This is a genomic window from Streptomyces sp. NPDC058872 (genome assembly GCF_042743065.1).
In the GTDB taxonomy this organism is placed as follows: Bacteria; Actinomycetota; Actinomycetes; order Streptomycetales; family Streptomycetaceae; genus Streptomyces.
The window spans coordinates 159,789-177,403 of the sequence record NZ_JBHYMK010000001.1 but is presented as its reverse complement, the minus strand read 5'-3'; the positions used below and the strand labels follow the sequence as shown (position 1 = coordinate 177,403).

General features: G+C 69.9%; 13 protein-coding genes and 1 tRNA gene. 10 read left to right on the top strand and 4 right to left on the bottom strand.

Annotated features, from left to right (window positions below):
- Together ACFW22_RS00805 and ACFW22_RS00800 are read right to left on the bottom strand one after the other, a co-directional pair.
- Complete coding sequence (locus ACFW22_RS00805) at positions 1-141, bottom strand: SPW_0924 family protein (protein WP_106975990.1); 141 nt, start codon at positions 139-141, stop codon at positions 1-3.
- A 178-nt stretch (positions 142-319) separates the two neighbouring features.
- On the bottom strand, positions 320-2,245 hold the full coding sequence (locus ACFW22_RS00800; protein ID WP_386396829.1) for a lytic transglycosylase domain-containing protein: 1,926 nt from the start codon (positions 2,243-2,245) through the stop codon (positions 320-322).
- Between the two features lie 219 nt (positions 2,246-2,464).
- Here ACFW22_RS00800 and ACFW22_RS00795 point away from each other — a divergent pair, with 219 nt between their 5' ends.
- Complete coding sequence (locus tag ACFW22_RS00795; RefSeq protein ID WP_386396826.1) at positions 2,465-3,370, top strand: DUF4184 family protein; 906 nt, start codon at positions 2,465-2,467, stop codon at positions 3,368-3,370.
- A gap of 271 nt (positions 3,371-3,641) precedes the next feature.
- On the opposite strand, the gene polA is transcribed toward ACFW22_RS00795, so the two are convergent.
- A complete protein-coding gene (gene polA, locus ACFW22_RS00790) occupies positions 3,642-6,353 on the bottom strand; it encodes a DNA polymerase I (protein ID WP_386396823.1) in 2,712 nt (903 codons plus the stop codon).
- Positions 6,354-6,475: 122 nt separating this feature from the next.
- On the opposite strand from polA, the gene ACFW22_RS00785 reads away from it, so the two are divergent.
- From ACFW22_RS00785 to ACFW22_RS00755, 7 genes are all read left to right on the top strand, one after another.
- Positions 6,476-8,758: an FdhF/YdeP family oxidoreductase gene (locus ACFW22_RS00785; RefSeq protein WP_386396820.1), complete on the top strand. Its 2,283-nt coding sequence runs from the start codon at positions 6,476-6,478 to the stop codon at positions 8,756-8,758.
- A gap of 94 nt (positions 8,759-8,852) precedes the next feature.
- A complete protein-coding gene (locus ACFW22_RS00780; RefSeq protein WP_386396817.1) occupies positions 8,853-9,356 on the top strand; it encodes a PaaI family thioesterase in 504 nt (167 codons plus the stop codon).
- A gap of 520 nt (positions 9,357-9,876) precedes the next feature.
- Positions 9,877-11,115 carry a branched-chain amino acid ABC transporter substrate-binding protein gene (locus tag ACFW22_RS00775; RefSeq protein ID WP_386396814.1) on the top strand — a complete coding sequence of 413 codons (1,239 nt, stop codon included), beginning with the start codon at positions 9,877-9,879 and terminating at the stop codon, positions 11,113-11,115.
- A 104-nt stretch (positions 11,116-11,219) separates the two neighbouring features.
- Positions 11,220-12,149, top strand: coding sequence for a branched-chain amino acid ABC transporter permease (locus ACFW22_RS00770; protein WP_386396811.1), 930 nt, complete (start codon positions 11,220-11,222; stop codon positions 12,147-12,149).
- Positions 12,146-13,990 carry a branched-chain amino acid ABC transporter permease gene (locus ACFW22_RS00765; protein ID WP_386396808.1) on the top strand — a complete coding sequence of 615 codons (1,845 nt, stop codon included), beginning with the start codon at positions 12,146-12,148 and terminating at the stop codon, positions 13,988-13,990. The genes ACFW22_RS00770 and ACFW22_RS00765 overlap by 4 nt, the downstream gene beginning before the upstream one ends.
- Positions 13,991-13,993: 3 nt before the next feature.
- Complete coding sequence (locus ACFW22_RS00760; protein ID WP_386396805.1) at positions 13,994-15,115, top strand: ATP-binding cassette domain-containing protein; 1,122 nt, start codon at positions 13,994-13,996, stop codon at positions 15,113-15,115.
- Positions 15,112-15,828, top strand: a complete 717-nt coding sequence (locus ACFW22_RS00755) for an ABC transporter ATP-binding protein (protein WP_041128704.1) — start codon at positions 15,112-15,114, stop codon at positions 15,826-15,828. Before ACFW22_RS00760 ends, ACFW22_RS00755 begins: the two co-directional genes overlap by 4 nt.
- An 83-nt stretch (positions 15,829-15,911) precedes the next feature.
- On the opposite strand, the gene ACFW22_RS00750 is transcribed toward ACFW22_RS00755, so the two are convergent.
- Positions 15,912-16,565 carry a response regulator gene (locus ACFW22_RS00750; RefSeq protein ID WP_309052391.1) on the bottom strand — a complete coding sequence of 218 codons (654 nt, stop codon included), beginning with the start codon at positions 16,563-16,565 and terminating at the stop codon, positions 15,912-15,914.
- A 94-nt stretch (positions 16,566-16,659) separates the two neighbouring features.
- On the opposite strand from ACFW22_RS00750, the gene ACFW22_RS00745 reads away from it, so the two are divergent.
- A tRNA-Leu gene (locus ACFW22_RS00745) sits at positions 16,660-16,743 on the top strand.
- 83 nt (positions 16,744-16,826) lie between these two features.
- Positions 16,827-17,615: a helix-turn-helix domain-containing protein gene (locus ACFW22_RS00740; protein WP_386397084.1), complete on the top strand. Its 789-nt coding sequence runs from the start codon at positions 16,827-16,829 to the stop codon at positions 17,613-17,615.

Genomic DNA, 17,615 nt, shown 5'->3' with positions numbered 1-17,615 from the left:
TCACTTCTTGGGGCCGGGGTCGGCCGTCAGCAGGGGCTTGGGAGAGGTGGGACCGTCGGGCGGCAGATCGACCACGGAGACGAGGAGGACGAAGAGGAGGACTGGGGCCAGTCCGATGGCGGCGGCAACGAGGGCGCGCATGGTCAGCCTCCCGGAATGCGATCTGATGGATCGTCAGTTCTGGGGCACCGTAGCAATGTGGTCGCAAGATGAGAACACGTTGCGCCCTGACGACGCGGAGCGCCGTCTCGCCGCCCGGTGTCCGGGGGCGAGACGGCGCGCTGGGCTCAGCGGCGCGAAGGACTGCGCCGGAAGCCGGTCAGGTGAGGGGGACGGGAGAGGAAGTGGCCGAGGCGGAAACGGAATCGGTGGGCGCCGGCGTGGACGTAGATGTGGGCGTGGGCGCCGGCGTGGACGTAGATGTGGGCGTGGGCGCCGGCGTGGATGTCGACGTGGGCGTGGGCGCCGGGGTCGTTTCCGAGGGGACCGGGCTCGTTTCCGAGGGGGCCGGGGCAGGTTCCGTGACGGTGAGGTCGATGAAGGTGATGCCACCACCGGGTGCGGTCAGCCGGAGGTAGAACAGCCCCTCCTTGTCGCCCGCGAGGAGGTCGCCCGGTGCGAAGGTCAGCAGTCCGTTCGTCCCGGTCTTGAGGCGGACGGTGCGAACCGGAGGGCCGTCCGGGCGCTTGAAGGACGGTCCCTCGGTGCTGACCTCGGTGTCCGCCGTCTTGGAGGTGACGATCTCCGCGGTGACGAGCACACCGGGCGCGAGCGCGCCCCTGTCGGTGGCCCTCACCTGGAACTCTTGGGCGAAGGCGGTACCGGGTGCGGCCGAGAGGGAATCTCCCCCGACCGGGGTGAGCACGTCCGCGAGGCGCTCCGTGACGGACGCGGTGAAGTCGGCGACCAGGGGGCGGCCCACGACGGTGGCCCGCACGGTGAAGGTGCCCGTCTTCTCTCCGGCCCGCAGGGCGGGAGCCGAGGCGAGACCGGCCTCGGTGGTGGTGACCGTGGCCTCCATCGCGCCGCCGACGAAGCGGGTGTCGGTGGCACCGACGATCTCGAAGCGAACGGCCACCCCGGACACCGGCGCGCCCGAGGCGTCGAGCGCCGCGACCCGGGGAACCCCGGTGAAGTTTTTGCCGGTGGTCGTGGTCAGCTTCACATTGGCCACGGCCGTGAGTCGGGTGACCTTGGCGGCCGACGGAAGGGTGGGAGGCTTCACCGGCAAGGTGACCGGGGGCTTGATCGGCGGCTTGGTGGGGATGGGCGGCAGGGTGATTCCCGTGCCGGGCTCCGACGGCGTCGGCTTGCTCGGCGTCGGCGTCGGCTTGCTCGGCGTCGGTGGGGGCGTGGTCGGCGCGGGGGTCGTCGGGCTGGGCGAGGACGGCACCGCCGGGCGGCCGTCGCTGCGATCGACCGGCAGCACTCCCGTCCCGTCCGGGATCTGGTGGGTACCACGCTGGTAGTACTCGAACCAGGAGAGGACCGTGTTCAGGTACTCCCTCGAGCGGTTGTAGCTGAGGACCGCGCTGTCGAGGTCGGCCTTGAGCGCGAGGTTGCGCCCGTCCGCACAGAGGTAGAGGCCGGCGGCCTGCGCCGCGTCGTAGATGTTGTTGGGGTCCTTCTTGCCGTCGCTGTTGGCGTCCTGCCCCCAGGTGGCCCACGTGGACGGGATGAACTGCATCGGGCCGACGGCCCGGTCGTACGTCTTGTCGCCGTCGTAGGCGCCGCCGTCGGTGTCGGGGATGTTCGCGAAGCCGATGCCGTTGAGGGCCGGGCCGAAGATCGGGGGCGAGGCCGTGCCGTTGTCGTCGACCCTGCCGCCGTTGGCCTGACCGGACTCGACCTTGCCGATGCCGGCGAGCAGTTGCCACGGCAGGTTGCACGTGGGGTGGGTCGAGCGGATCGACTGCTCGGCCCGTTTGTAGGCGGAGAGGACGGACGCGGGTATGCCCGCCTCGGCAGGACCGGCGATCACCGGCATGTGGGTGCTCGCCCCGGGCTTGTTGGGCGTGTTCAGCTCCGGGAGGGCCGTGTAATAGGGGGACTGACCGGTCGCGGAGCCTTCCCCGGACCGTTGGGTGGCGTCACCTGTGCCGATGGCCTGGTCCCCGCTGGCGTTGTCCGCGGGCGGCGGAACCATCTCCGGAGCCTGTGAGGCGGCCAGCGCGGCAACCGCCGCAGCGACCACGGCACCGTTGGTGGCCCCCTTGCGCAACCGACGGCTGATCTGCGCTGTCATGTCCTTCGTCCCCTCCCCATCGACAGCGGCCCCACGCTCCCCGTGTGTGACCCCCGGCGACCCTATGCCAACTCTGGACCTGCGAGTAACGGCCGTTCACCGTGTTTCACTGTTTCATCACCTCCTGGCCGCTGCGGACCGGCCCCTTTCGGGAACCGACCGGCAGCTTCTTCCCCTCTTGCACTGCGACCGTCGTTGCCCAAGCCGGGGGGACTCCCGTTGCCGTTCACGCTGAGTCATGCCGCCGCAGTGCTGCCCGGGCTGCACCGGAACGGAACCGCGCGCGGTCCGCTCGTTGCGTCCGCCCTCGTCGCCGGCTCCTTCTCACCCGACATGACCTACTTCGCCGCGACCGCGTTCCCCGGGGCCATGCTCTTCGGGGACGTCACCCACTCCTCCGTCGGGATCGTCACCGCCGACGTGCTGATCACCGTCGCGCTCGTGGCGTTGTGGCTGGTCGTGCGCGAACCGCTCGTCGCCCTGCTCCCCGCCCGATGGCGAGGCCCGGTGTACCGAGTGGCCCGTGGTCGCCCGTGGCGCAACCGGAATCCGGTCGCGCTCGCGGGCTGGTTCTACCTCTCCGCGGTCCTCGGGGCCACGACCCACGTGGTCTGGGACTCCTTCACCCACCCCGACCGCTGGGGCACCCGGGCGATCCCGTTCCTCGGCGAGGTGGCGGGAGGTTTCCCGGTCTACCTCTACGTCCAGTACGGGGGCTCGGCGCTGGCGCTGGCGCTCCTCGGCCATTACGCGGCGCGGGCCCTGCGGTCTTCGGAACCCGTGGCCGACCCGGCGCCCGGGTACCCGTTCCCCGGCCGGCGGGGGCGTCTCCTCGCGGTCGGGTTGATCGGCGGCTGCGTGCTCGCGGGCGTCGCCCATCGGGTGCTGCGCTGGGCCGCCCACTGGGGCTGGGACAGGATCGAAACGCCCCTCGACGTCATCCCGACGGCCTGCTTCGGAGCCGGCGCGGGACTCCTGGTCGGGCTCGTGCTGTACGGGGTGGGGGTGCGGCTCCTGGGACCACCGCGGCCCCTGCCTTCCGGGGCGGGGAGCACGGAGGAGAGGGCCCCGGCGACCCCTCCGTCGGGCCGGTTGCCGGAGCGCTCCCGGCAGGGGTCCCGCTGACCTTCCCCGGTGGGACGGGATCGCGGCCCCCGTGCACCCCGCACGAACGGAGCCGGGGTGCACGGGGGCCGAAGTCCCGGGTGACGAGCGGAACGGATGGGGCGGTGGGGACGACGGGGACCCCGTCCGAGGCCGGGGCCGGAGGGGTCCGTGGGACCGGGTGCCGCACCTCGCCGGTCCCGCGTCGGGATGCGAGGTGCCCTCCGTCGGGCCCACCCGTTCCGCCCCGTGGGGCTGCTGACGGCAACGGGTGGGTCGCGGAGCGGCCGGATCAGTGGGCCGCAGAGTCCCAGTTGGGGCCCACGCCGACCGAGACGTCCAGCGGCGCCCGGAGGTCAGCGGCGGCCGACATCTGCTGGCGGACCAGGGCCTCGACCCGCTCGCGCTCACCGGGGGCGAGTTCGAGCACGATTTCGTCGTGGACCTGCAAGAGCATCCGGGAGGCGAGGCCCGCCTCCGTGAGCGCCCGGTCAACGCCCAGCATGGCGACCTTGACGATGTCGGCGGCCGTGCCCTGGATGGGGGCGTTGAGGGCCATCCGCTCGGCGGCCTCCCGGCGCTGCCGGTTGTCGCTGTTGAGGTCGGGCAGGTAACGGCGACGGCCGAGCATGGTCTCGGTGTACCCGGTGGCGCGGGCCTCGTCGACGACCCGGTGCAGATAGTCCCGCACCCCGCCGAAGCGTTCGAAGTAGGTGTCCATCAGTCCGCGGGCCTCGCCCGGGTCGATGTTCAGCTGCTGCGCGAGGCCGAACGCCGAGAGGCCGTAGGCCAGGCCGTAGGACATCGCCTTGATCTTGCGGCGCATCTCGGCGTCGACGGCGGACCGCTCGACGCCGAAGACCTGGGAGGCGACGGTGGTGTGCAGGTCCTCACCGGACGCGAAGGCATCGATGAGGCCCTCGTCCTCGGAGAGGTGGGCCATGACGCGCAGCTCGATCTGGCTGTAGTCGGCGGTCATGAGGGCTTCGAAGCCCTCGCCGACGACGAAGCCGTGGCGGATGGCCCGGCCCTCGTCCGTCCGTACCGGGACGTTCTGCAGGTTGGGGTCGGTGGAGGACAGCCGGCCGGTGGCGGCGACGGTCTGGCTGAAGGTGGTGTGGATGCGGCCGTCGGCTGCGACGGTCTTGATCAGGCCTTCGACGGTGGACCGGAGCCGGGCCTGCTCCCGGTGGCGAAGCATGATCACGGGCAGCTCGTGCTCGGTCTGGCCGGCCAGCCAGGCGAGGGCATCGGCGTCGGTGGTGTACCCGGTCTTGGTCTTCTTGGTCTTCGGCAGGTTCAGCTCGCCGAAGAAGACCTCCTGGAGCTGCTTGGGCGAGCCGAGGTTGAACTCGTGGCCGACGGAGGCGTGGGCCTCCTTCACGGCCTGCTGCACGGCACCGGCGAACTGCTGCTCCATGGCCTCCAGGTGGTCCCGGTCGGCGGCGATGCCGTGCCGCTCCAAGCGGGCGAGGAGGGTCGAGGTCGGCAGCTCGACCTGGTGCAGGAGTTCGCGGGCGCCGACCTCGCCGAGCCGCTCGTCAAAGGCCCCTCCCAGGTCGAGGACGGCCCTCGCCTGGCTCATGAGGGCCTCGGCCTCGGCGGTGTCGTCGGCGCCGAAGGCGAGCTGTCCGTCGGCCGCGGCGGCCGGGGCGAGCTCACGGCCCAGGTACTCGACGGTGAGGGCGTCCAGCGCGAAGGAGCGCCGACCGGGCGTGACCAGGTAGGCGGCGAGGGCGGTGTCCATGGTGACGCCCGCGATGCTCCAGCCGTGCTCGGGGAAGACCCGCATGGCGCCCTTGGCGTTGTGCATGACCTTCGGCCGGTCGGGAGCGGAGATCCATGCGGCCCATGCCTGCTCGTCCGCCTCGTCGAGGGCGCTGGGATCGAACCAGGCGGCGGCGCCTCCGGCGGCGGCGAGGGCGACCTCGCTCACGTTGCCCGTGCCGAGGGACCAGCTGTCGACGGTGGCGACGCCGAGGGGCTCGGTGCCGTGCTCGGCGAGCCAGGGGGCGAGCTCACCGGTGCCGAGGACGGCGAAGTCGAGCTCGACGCCCGCGGCGGGCGCGGGAGCGGCTTCCTCCGCAGCACCCGGGTCAACGGCGAGGAGCCGCTCGCGCAGCGAGGGGTTGCGGATCTCCAGGGTGTCGAGGACCAGGGCGACGGCCGCGCGGTCATAGGGCTCGCGGGCGAGGTCCGTCACGCCCTTCGACAGCTCGACGTCCCTGACCATCTCGGTCAGGCGACGGTTGAGCTTGACCGCCTCCAGGTGGTCGCGGAAGTTCTGGCCGGCCTTGCCCTTGACCTCCTCCGCACGCTCGACGAGTTCGGCGAAGGAGCCGAACTGGTTGATCCACTTGGCCGCGGTCTTCTCGCCGACCCCGGGAATGCCCGGCAGGTTGTCGGACGGGTCGCCGCGCAGGGCGGCGAAGTCGGGGTACTGCGAAGGGCTCAGTCCGTACTTCTCCTGGACCTTCTCCGGCGTGAAACGGGTGAGCTCGGAGACGCCCTTGGTCGGGTAGAGCACCGTGGTGTGCTCGGTGACCAGCTGGAAGGAGTCCCGGTCTCCCGTGACGATGAGCACCTCGAAGCCCTCGGCCTCGGCCTGGGTGGCGAGGGTGGCGATGACGTCGTCGGCCTCGAAGCCGTCCACGGCGAAGCGGGGTGCGCGCATCGCGTCGAGGAGCTCGCCGATCAGCTCCACCTGCCCCTTGAACTCGTCGGGGGTCTTCGAGCGGTTCGCCTTGTACTCCGGGAACTCCTCGGACCGCCAGGTCTTGCGGGACACGTCGAACGCGACGGCGAAGTGGGTGGGGGACTCGTCGCGGAGCGTGTTCGCCAGCATCGAGGCGAACCCGTAGATCGCGTTCGTCGGCTGCCCGGTCGCGGTGGTGAAGTTCTCCGCGGGCAGCGCGAAGAACGCGCGGTACGCGAGCGAGTGTCCGTCCATGAGGAGCAGACGGGGACGGGTGTCTACGGTGTTCTTCGATGCTGTCTCGGCCACGGGACGATCCTGCCACGCCCCGCTGACAATCCCGTCCCCCACGGTCGGGGTGCCGGGCCGTCGGCGTCGCGTGACAGGATCGGAGACGTACGCCTCAGGATTACCGCTCAAGGGAGAGCGCGATGGTCAGCAAGCCGCCGGCCGGTGACCCGGTTCAGGACGCACCGCAGGTCACGCCGCCGCAGCACGCCGCAGCCGGCCTGCCCGCCATCGGGCACACCCTGCGGATCGCACAGGAGCAGATGGGGCTGCGGCGCACCGCGCGGACCCTGCTCAAGGTCAACCAGAAGGACGGCTTCGACTGTCCCGGTTGCGCCTGGCCGGAGGGTGACCGGAGGCACCTGGCCGAGTTCTGCGAGAACGGCGCGAAGGCGGTCGCCGAGGAGGCGACGCTGCGCCGGGTGACCCCGGAGTTCTTCGCCGCGCACCCGGTGGCGGACCTGGCGACCCGCAGCGGTTACTGGCTGGGCCAGCAGGGTCGGATCACCGAACCGGTCCTCCTCGACGAGGGCGGCGAGCACTACGAGCCGGTGACGTGGGAGCGGGCCTTCGCGATCCTGGCGGAGGAACTGCGGGCCCTGGACTCGCCCGACGAGGCCCTCTTCTACACCTCGGGGCGGACCAGCAACGAAGCGGCGTTCCTGCTCCAGCTCTTCGCCCGCGAGTTCGGCACGAACAACCTGCCGGACTGCTCCAACATGTGCCACGAATCATCGGGTTCGGCGCTGACGGAGACGATCGGCATCGGCAAGGGCAGCGTCTCCCTGGAGGACCTGCACCGGGCGGACCTGATCATCGTGGCCGGACAGAACCCGGGGACGAACCATCCGCGGATGCTCTCGGCGCTGGAGAAGGCGAAGGCCTCGGGCGCCCGGATCATCTCGGTGAACCCGCTGCCGGAGGCGGGCCTGGAGCGCTTCAAGAACCCGCAGACCCCCCAGGGGATGCTGAGGGGCGCGGCACTCACCGACCTCTTCCTCCAGATCCGGATCGGCGGCGACCAGGCCCTCTTCCGGCTCCTCAACAAGCTGGTCCTGGAGACGGACGGGGCCGTCGACGAGGACTTCGTGCGGGACCACACCCACGGGTACGAGGAGTTCGCCGCGGCGGCGAAGGCGGCCGATTGGGACGAGACGCTCACCGCGACCGGGCTCGACCGCTCCGCGATCGAGCGGGCCCTGGACATGGTGCTCGCCTCGAAGCGCACGATCGTCTGCTGGGCGATGGGCCTCACCCAGCACAAGCATTCCGTGCCGACCATCCGCGAGGTGGTCAACTTCCTGTTGCTGCGCGGGAACATCGGACGACCGGGCGCCGGAGTCTGCCCGGTGCGCGGCCATTCGAACGTGCAGGGCGACCGCACCATGGGCATCTTCGAGCGACCCGCGCCCGCCTTCCTCGACGCGCTGGACAAGGAGTTCGGGATCGTGTCGCCGCGCCACCACGGCTTCGACGTGGTGCGCTCGATCCAGGCGCTGCGCGACGGCGAGGCGAAGGTCTTCTTCGCCATGGGCGGCAACTTCGTGGGGGCGACGCCGGACACGGAGGTGACGGAGGCCGCCATGCGCAACGCCCGCCTGACCGTGCACGTGTCGACGAAGCTCAACCGTTCGCACGCGGTCACCGGCACCCGCGCGCTGATCCTGCCCACGCTCGGCCGCACCGACAAGGACGTCCAGCGGAGCGGGCGGCAGTTCGTCACGGTCGAGGACTCGATGAGCCTGGTGCACGCCTCCCGGGGCAACCTGCCGCCGGCCAGCCCCCACCTGCTGTCCGAACCGGCGATCGTGGCCCGGATGGCCCGGGCCGTCCTCGGCGCGGAATCGACCACGCCCTGGGAGGAGTTCGAGGCCGACTACGGCCGGATCCGGGACCGCATCGCGCGGGTGGTCCCCGGTTTCCAGGACTTCAACGCCCGGCTGGCGGCGGATCCGGGCGGCTTCGCGCTGCCGCACGCCCCGCGCGACGAGCGCCGGTTCCCCACGACGACCGGAAAGGCGAACTTCACGTCCGCGCCCGTCGAGTACCCGGAGGTTCCGGAGGGACGGCTGCTGTTGCAGACGCTCCGCTCGCACGACCAGTACAACACCACGATCTACGGTCTGGACGACCGCTACCGGGGGATCAGGGGCGGCCGTCGGGTGGTGTTGGTGCACCCCGAGGACGCGGCGGCGTTCGGGCTCGCGGACGGGGCGCGCGCGGACCTGGTGAGCGAATGGACGGACGGCACCGAACGCCGGGCCCCCGGCTTCCGGGTGGTGCACTACCCGACGTCCCGCGGCTGTGCGGCGGCCTACTACCCGGAGACCAACGTGTTGGTGCCGCTGGAGTCGACGGCCGACGTCAGCAACACCCCCGCCAGCAAGTCCGTGATCGTGCGTCTGGAACAATCACGACCCGCCTAAGCGTTTGCTCAGGCGCGACCACGCGACCCGCCGACCGCGACCCCACGGCCGGCAGTCGATCAGCAGCCGTACGAAGACGAACGGAGCCGGGCCCATGGGTGAGCAGCAGCACGTGAAGTTCCCGCAGGAGGTCATAGAGGAGTACGCCGCGCTGGGCGTCGACCTTCCGGCACTCTTCTCCGCCGGACACCTCGGGAACCGGATGGGCCTGCAGATCCTGGAGGCCTCGGCCGAGCGGGTCGTCGGCACCATGCCGGTGGAGGGCAACACCCAGCCGTACGGACTGCTGCACGGCGGCGCGTCGGCCGTCCTCGCCGAGACGCTGGGCTCCATCGGCTCGATGCTGCACGGCGGGGCGTCCCGCATCGCGGTCGGCGTCGACCTCAACTGCACCCACCACCGCGGGGTGCGCAGCGGCCTGGTCACCGGGGTGGCGACCCCGGTGCACCGCGGGCGGAGCACCGCCACCTACGAGGTCGTGATCAGCGACGAGCAGGACCGGCGGGTGTGCTCGGCACGACTGACCTGCCTGCTGCGCGAGGTCACCGAGAAGGACGCCGGGAACCTCCCGGCAGCAGGGGCGGGCGCGGGCGCCTGACGCACCGCACCCACCTCGCGAAGGGGCGGCACCGGTCGGTGCCGCCCCTTCGCCGTCCCCTCCCCGCGCCGATCATGACTCTCCGTGACGTTCGGGCGCCGGAAGGGCGACCGGCGGGACAACGCCATTCCGTCCGCTCAGCTTTCTGCCGCCGTCCGATATCCGGAGAGCGGGGCGAGCGGTGCGACAGGAGCATGAATCGCTCAAGCCCCTTAGCGGAACTGCAGGTTCTCAGCATGTGGTCACTGCGTTACCAACCCCTATGCCCCGGTTTTCCCCGCCGCCGCGCACGCTCTTTCCCCGTCGGCATAACAAGACAGTCACATCCTTCCCACGCCGCTCCCCGACCCTCCCCACCTGCGCTTAGAGTCACCGCCAGTCACCGCGCCGCCGGGCGCGTCCTAGTACACGGCCTGTACCAACCCAGTACGGCCCGGCGTTCCAAAACGGCACCCCTCGCTCCGCAGCTTTACGGCACCGCCTCAATCCGAGGGGGCCGCGCCAGGGAAAGGACCCCTTCGTGCGAAACCGTTCGTTGCTCATACTCACCACCGCGGTCACCGCGGGAGCGCTCACGCTCACCGCCTGTGGTTCCCGTGACGACAAGGGCGGCGCCGAGAACGGCGACAACGGCAACGTCACCGTGACCATCGGTCTCGACGCGCCCCTCACGGGTGAGCTGTCCGCCCTCGGCCTCGGCATCAAGAACTCCGCCGACCTCGCGGTCAAGACCGCCAACGAGAAGGCCTACGTCAAGGGCGTGACCTTCAAGCTGGAGTCCCTGGACGACCAGGCACAGCCCTCCGCCGGCCAGCAGAACGCCACCAAGTTCGTCGCCGACAAGACGGTCCTCGGCGTCGTCGGCCCGCTGAACTCCTCCGTCGCCGAGTCGATGCAGAAGGTCTTCGACGACGCCAAGCTGGTGCAGGTCTCCCCGGCCAACACCAACCCGGCCCTGACCCAGGGCGTCAACTGGTCCACCGGCGACAAGAAGCGCGGCTACCAGTCGTACTTCCGCACCGCCACCACGGACGCCATCCAGGGCCCGTTCGCCGCCCAGTTCGTCTTCAACAAGGCCAAGAAGACCAAGGCCTTCATCATCGACGACAAGAAGACCTACGGCGCCGGCCTCGCGGGCACCTTCAAGGGCGAGTTCGAGAAGCTCGGCGGCAAGGTCCTCGGCACCGAGCACATCAACCCGGACACCAAGGACTTCTCCGCGGTCGCGACCAAGGTGAAGAGCTCCGGCGCCGACGTCGTCTACTACGGTGGCGAGTACCCCGCCGCCGGCCCGCTGGCCAAGCAGATCAAGGAAGCCGGCGCCAAGGTCACCGTCGTCGGCGGTGACGCGCTCTACAGCCCCGAGTACGTGAAGCTCGCCGGCGCCGCCGCGGCCAACGGCGACATCGCGACCTCCGTCGGCGCGCCGATCGAGACCCTCCAGTCCGCCAAGGAGTTCCTGGCCAACTACAAGGCCAAGGGCTACAAGGAGGCCTACGAGGCTTACGGCGGCTACTCCTACGACTCGACCTGGGCCATCATCGAGGCCGTCAAGAAGGTCGTCGACGGCAACAACGGCAAGCTCCCCGACGACGCCCGCGCCAAGGTCGTCAACGCCATGCAGAGCGTCTCCTTCGAGGGCGTGACCGGCTCGGTCTCCTTCGACGAGTTCGGTGACACCACCAACAAGCAGCTCACCGTCTACCAGGTCGAGAGCGGCGCCTACAAGCCGGTCGAGTCCGGCACCTTCGGCGGCTGATCCTCAGCAGCCCCACCTCTCAAGCACCACCTTCACCGCGCGGGGGGCCGCACCAGGCTCCCCGCGCGGTGTCACATCCGTCGAAAGTCTCGGAGGACAATGCGGTGAACGAACTGCCGCAGCAGCTGGTCAACGGCCTGCTACTGGGATCCATGTACGGGCTGGTCGCCGTCGGCTACACGATGGTCTACGGCATCGTCCAGCTCATCAACTTCGCCCATGGCGAGATCTTCATGACCGGCGGCTTCGGGGCGCTCACGGTCTGGCTCATCCTGCCCGGCGGCACCAGCATATGGGCCGCCCTGCCCCTCATGATCATCGGTGCCATCCTCGTGGCGGTCACCATAGCCGTCGGCGCCGAACGCCTCGCCTACCGCCCGCTGCGCGGTGGCCCCCGCCTCGCCCCCCTCATCACCGCCATCGGCCTCTCCCTCGCCCTCCAGCAGGCCGTCTGGTCCCTGTACCCGGAGGCGAAGTCCGCCCGGACCTTCCCGCAGATCCCCGGCGGTCCGATCGAACTCGGCCCGGTCACCATCCAGACCGGCGACGTCTTCCTCCTGGTCGCCGCCCCCATCTGCATGGCCTTCCTCGCCTTCTTCGTCATGCGCACCCGCACCGGTCGCGGCATGCAGGCCACCGCACAGGACCCGGACACCGCCAAGCTCATGGGCGTCAACACCGACCGGATCATCGTGATCGCGTTCGCCCTCGGCGCCGCCTTCGCCGCCGTCGGTGCCGTCGCCTACGGCCTCAAGTACGGCGTCGTCGACTACAAGATGGGCTTCCTCCTCGGCCTCAAGGCCTTCACCGCCGCGGTCCTCGGCGGCATCGGCAACATCTACGGCGCCATGATCGGCGGCGTCGTCCTCGGCGTCGCCGAGACCATGGCAACGGCCTACATCAGCCACATCCCCGGCATGCAGCAGCTCGGCGGCCAGTCCTGGGCCGACGTCTGGGCCTTCGTACTCCTCATCGTCGTACTCCTCGCCCGGCCCCAGGGCCTGCTCGGCGAGCGCGTCGCGGACAGGGCGTGAGCACCATGACCACTCTCTCCGAGAACCCCAAGGCTCCCTCGGCCTCCGAAACCACACCGGCCGAGGCAACCGGCCTCATCAACTTCATCCCGGCCAAGACCGGCCGCGCCCTCGCCCTGGGCGGCGGCGTCCTCACCATCGCCAGCTGCTTCCTCGCCTGGACCTGGACCACCCGCTTCCCGGGTGACCTCACCGTCTACGGCTACCCCGGCGGCCTCCAGCTGCAGGTCCTGGTCACGGGTCTGCTCACCACCCTCCTCGCCCTCTCCTCGTACGGCGTCAAGGGCACCGGCTGGCTGAACCCCGCGGGCAGCGACGGAGCCCTCAAGCTCGCCGCACTCGCCAACTTCGCCATCGCCTGGTTCACCATCGGCGCGATCAGCATCGAACTCGGCGGCCCGATCAACCTGGAGCCGGGCGGCGCGGTCGTCGCGATCGCCTCCCTGGCCGCCCTCCTCGGCGCCTTCGCCCTCCCCTTCGAGCGGCCGAAGCTGCTCCCCATGGACCCCGAAGACGGCACCTGGGACCAGGTCAAGCACGGGCTCAGGGACGGCTGGGCCACCTTCAAGGCCTGCATCGCCGGCGGCCCCGCACGCCGACTGCCCGCCATGAACTCCGCCGTCGAGATCCTGATCATCACGGCGATCCTCGCCCTGGCGCTCGGCGTCTTCACCTACGGCGTGGGCACCGAGTACGACGAGCAGTTCCTCGGCTTCCTGATCACCACCGGCTTCGGCTTCGCCGCACTCAGCAAGTCGGGCCTGATCGCACAGGCCACCCAGCTCACCGGCAAGCACCAGAACCTGTCCATCGCGGGCGCGTTCACCGCCGCGGCGCTCTTCCCCTTCACCCAGACCGACGACCAGTACGCGACGCTCGGCGTCTACATCCTGATCTTCGCCACGGTCGCCCTGGGCCTGAACATCGTCGTCGGCCTCGCCGGTCTCCTCGACCTCGGCTACGTCGCCTTCCTCGGCGTCGGCGCCTACGCGGCGGCCCTCGTGTCGGGCGCCCCGACCTCCCCGTTCGGCGTGCACTTCCCCTTCTGGGCCACCGTCCTGGTCGGCGCCGCCGCCTCCCTGGTCTTCGGCGTCCTCATCGGCGCCCCGACCCTGCGGCTGCGCGGCGACTACCTCGCCATCGTCACCCTCGGCTTCGGTGAGATCTTCCGCATCGCGGTGAACAACACCGACGGCACCTCCGGCCCCGACATCACCAACGGCTCGAACGGCATCGCGTCCATCCCGAACCTCAACATGTTCGGATTCGACTTCGGCGCCGAGCACAGCATCGCCGGCTTCACCATCGGTCGCTTCGCCAACTACTTCTTCCTGATGCTGCTGATCACGGCGGTCGTCGTGCTGGTCTTCCGGCGCAGCGGCAACTCCCGGATCGGTCGCGCCTGGGTCGCCATCCGCGAGGACGAGACCGCCGCGCTCGCCATGGGCATCAACGGCTTCCGGGTCAAGCTCATCGCCTTCGCGCTCGGCGCCTCGCTCGCCGGCCTCGCCGGCACCGTGCAGGCCCACGTCACCTACACGGTGACCCCGGAGCAGTACCTCTTCGCCGGCCCGATCCCGCCCAACTCCGCCTTCCTGCTCGCCGCCGTCGTCCTCGGTGGCATGGGCACCATGAGCGGTCCGCTGGTCGGCGCCTCCCTGCTGTTCCTCATCCCCAACAAGCTCCAGTTCATGGGCGAATTCCAGCTGCTCGCCTTCGGCGTCGCGCTGATCCTGCTCATGCGCTTCCGCCCGGAGGGCATGATCGCCAACCGGCGCAACCAGCTGGAGTTCCACGAGAACGACGAGTCGCCCGCCGCGCTCGCCAAGGCAGGTGCCTGAGCCATGACGACCACCACCCAGACGGCCGAGACCACCACCGGACCGGACGCCCCGGAAACCGTGCTCGACGCACGCGGGGTCACCATGCGGTTCGGCGGCCTCACCGCCGTGCGCGATGTCAACCTCACCGTGAACAGCGGCGAGATCGTGGGCCTCATCGGCCCCAACGGTGCCGGCAAGACCACCTTCTTCAACTGCCTGACCGGTCTCTACATCCCCACCGAGGGCGAGGTCCGCTACAAGGGCCGGGTCCTCCCGCCGAAGTCGTTCAAGGTCACCGCGGCCGGCATTGCGCGCACCTTCCAGAACATCCGCCTCTTCGGCAACATGACGGTCCTGGAGAACGTCCTCGTCGGACGCCACACCCGCACCAAGGAGGGCCTCTGGTCGGCCCTGCTGCGCGGCCCCGGCTTCAAGAAGGCCGAAGCGGCCTCCGAGAAGCGGGCCATGGAGCTCCTGGAGTTCATCGGCCTCCAGGACAAGGCGCAGCACCTCGCGAAGAACCTGCCGTACGGAGAGCAGCGCAAGCTGGAGATCGCCCGCGCCCTCGCGAGCGACCCCGGTCTGATCCTGCTCGACGAGCCCACCGCCGGCATGAACCCGCAGGAGACCCGGGCGGCGGAGGAACTCATCTTCGCCATCCGGGACATGGGGATCGCGGTGCTCGTGATCGAGCACGACATGCGGTTCATCTTCAACCTCTGCGACCGGGTCGCCGTGCTCGTCCAGGGGCAGAAGCTGATCGAGGGCGACAGCGCGACCGTCCAGAGCGACGAGCGGGTCATCGCCGCGTACCTGGGCGAGCCCGTCGAGGCGGACGCACCGCAGGAGGACGCCCCGGAGACCCCGGACGCCCCCGAGACCGCGGACGCCCCCGAGGTCGCGAAGGCCCCCGAGGCCGCGAAGGCCCAGGAGACCCCGGACGCCCCGGAGACTCAGGAGACCTCGAAGGCCGACGCGTCCGAGAAGGCACCGGCCGGCGACGAGGCACCCGCCGCTGAGGCACCCGCCACTGAAGCCCCGGCCGACGATGAAGCACCGTCCTCGAAGGCGCCGGCGGACAACGCCGAGCGCTCCGCGGACACCCCGCACGACCCTGCTTCGGGCAAGGAGAACGACGCATGACCGCACTGCTCGAAGTCGAGGACCTGCGCGTCGCCTACGGAAAGATCGAGGCCGTCAAGGGCATCTCCTTCTCCGTCGACGCCGGTGAGGTCGTCACCCTCATCGGCACCAACGGAGCCGGGAAGACCACCACCCTCCGGACCCTCTCCGGGCTGCTCAAGCCGGTCGGCGGCCAGATCAAGTTCGAGGGCAAGTCCCTCCGCAAGATCCCCGCGCACAAGATCGTCTCGCTGGGGCTGGCCCACTCCCCCGAGGGCCGGCACATCTTCCCCCGGATGACGATCGAGGAGAACCTCCTCCTCGGCGCCTTCCTCCGCAAGGACAGCGCCGGCATCGCCAAGGACGTCCAGCGCGCCTACGACCTCTTCCCGATCCTGGGCGAGCGTCGCAAGCAGGCGGCCGGCACGCTCTCCGGCGGCGAGCAGCAGATGCTCGCCATGGGCCGGGCGCTGATGTCCCAGCCGAAGCTGCTCATGCTCGACGAGCCCTCCATGGGCCTCTCCCCGATCATGATGCAGAAGATCATGGCGACGATCGCCGAGCTGAAGGCCCAGGGCACCACGATCCTGCTCGTCGAGCAGAACGCCCAGGCCGCGCTCGCCCTGGCGGACCACGGTCACGTCATGGAGATCGGCAAGATCGTCCTCTCGGGCACGGGGCAGAACCTGCTCCACGACGAGTCCGTCCGCAAGGCGTACCTCGGCGAGGACTGAGCAACACGAACCGGAGGCCCGCCCCACAATGCCGTGGGGCGGGCCTCCTCGCGTCCTCGGGCCGGAGCGGCGGCCGAGACCGCCTACTGCCCCTTGGCCGCCTTCTTCTCCTCGGCGTCCTCGATGACGGCCTCGGCGACCTGCTGCATCGACATGCGGCGGTCCATCGAGGTCTTCTGGATCCAGCGGAACGCGGCCGGTTCCGTCAGGCCGTACTGGGTCTGCAGGATCGACTTGGCCCGGTCGACCAGCTTCCGGGTCTCCAGCCGCTGGGAGAGGTCGGCGACCTCCTTCTCCAGGGCGCGCAGCTCGGCGAAGCGGGAGACCGCCATCTCGATGGCCGGCACGACGTCGCTCTTGCTGAACGGCTTCACCAGGTACGCCATGGCACCGGCGTCCCTCGCCCGCTCGACGAGCTCGCGCTGCGAGAAGGCGGTCAGCATCAGGACCGGGGCGATGGACTCGCCGGCGATCTTCTCGGCCGCCGAAATGCCGTCGAGGACGGGCATCTTCACATCGAGGATGACGAGGTCGGGACGGTGCTCGCGGGCGAGCTCGACGGCCGTGGCGCCGTCCCCCGCCTCACCGACGACCGTGTATCCCTCTTCTTCGAGCATCTCTTTGAGGTCGAGGCGGATCAGTGCCTCGTCCTCGGCGATGACGACGCGGGTCGTCAGCGGCGGGACGTGCGAGGCCTCGGCGTCGTCGGCGGGCTGGGGCGACTCGGGGGCGGTCACGGGGGCTCCTCGTTACGGGGCAGTGCGCTGCACAAAGAAGCCTACCTAGCTGCTGGCCAGACCGGTGACCGGGTACACTTCGACTGGCAACTTCGCCGGGTTGGCGCAATTGGCTGACGCGGAGGTCTCAAACACCTCTGTCCGAAAGGACGTGTGGGTTCGAATCCCATACCCGGCACCGCCTTGAAAGCGGACTTTCACCTTCGTGTGAAAGTCCGCTTTCGTCATACATACGCCTGCTCGGTGGCGCAGAGTGAGCATATGGTCTTCCATGGCACAGATGTGCGGCAGCAGGCACTCGTCCTCCTGCGGGGCGGAGCGAAGAACGCGGACGTGGCTCGCAGGCTGCGCGTGCCCCCGGGCACGATCGGCTATTGGAAGCACGTGGACCGCACGGAGCGCGGCGCGTGTCCGGGCAGACCCACCGCCCCGTGTCCCCGTTGTCACGGAAGGGAACTGGACGGCGCCTCGTACGCGTACCTCCTGGGCCTCTATCTCGGTGACGGGCACATCAGCCACTACTCGACCCATCGAACGCCGAACCTCATGATCACGCTTGACGACACGTGGCCCGGGGTTCAGGACGAGGCCGAGGCGGCCATGCGCCGCGTGTTTCCGGACAACGCGACGTGCCGCGTCCGGAGGAAGGGCTGTCACAACGTCAAGGTGTACTCCCTGCACCTAACCTGCCTCTTCCCCCAGCACGGCCCCAGAAGCAAGCACGAGAGACGCATCGCTCTGGAAACCTGGCAACAGGAACTCGTCGACGTACACACCTGGGCGTTCATCCGGGGGCTCATTCACTCCGATGGATGCCGGACCATCAATTGGACCACCCGGCTCGTCGGCGGGGAGCACAAGAGGTACGAGTACCCGCGGTACTTCTTCACCAACAAGTCGGACGACATCCGGAAACTGTGTGGTGACGCCCTCAGCAAGGTCGGAGTCCAGTGGACGACGCTCGCCCGGGGCAGCGATCCGTACAACATCTCCATCGCCCGCAAGGCGTCCGTCGCCCTCATGGACGCCCACGTCGGGGCCAAGTACTGA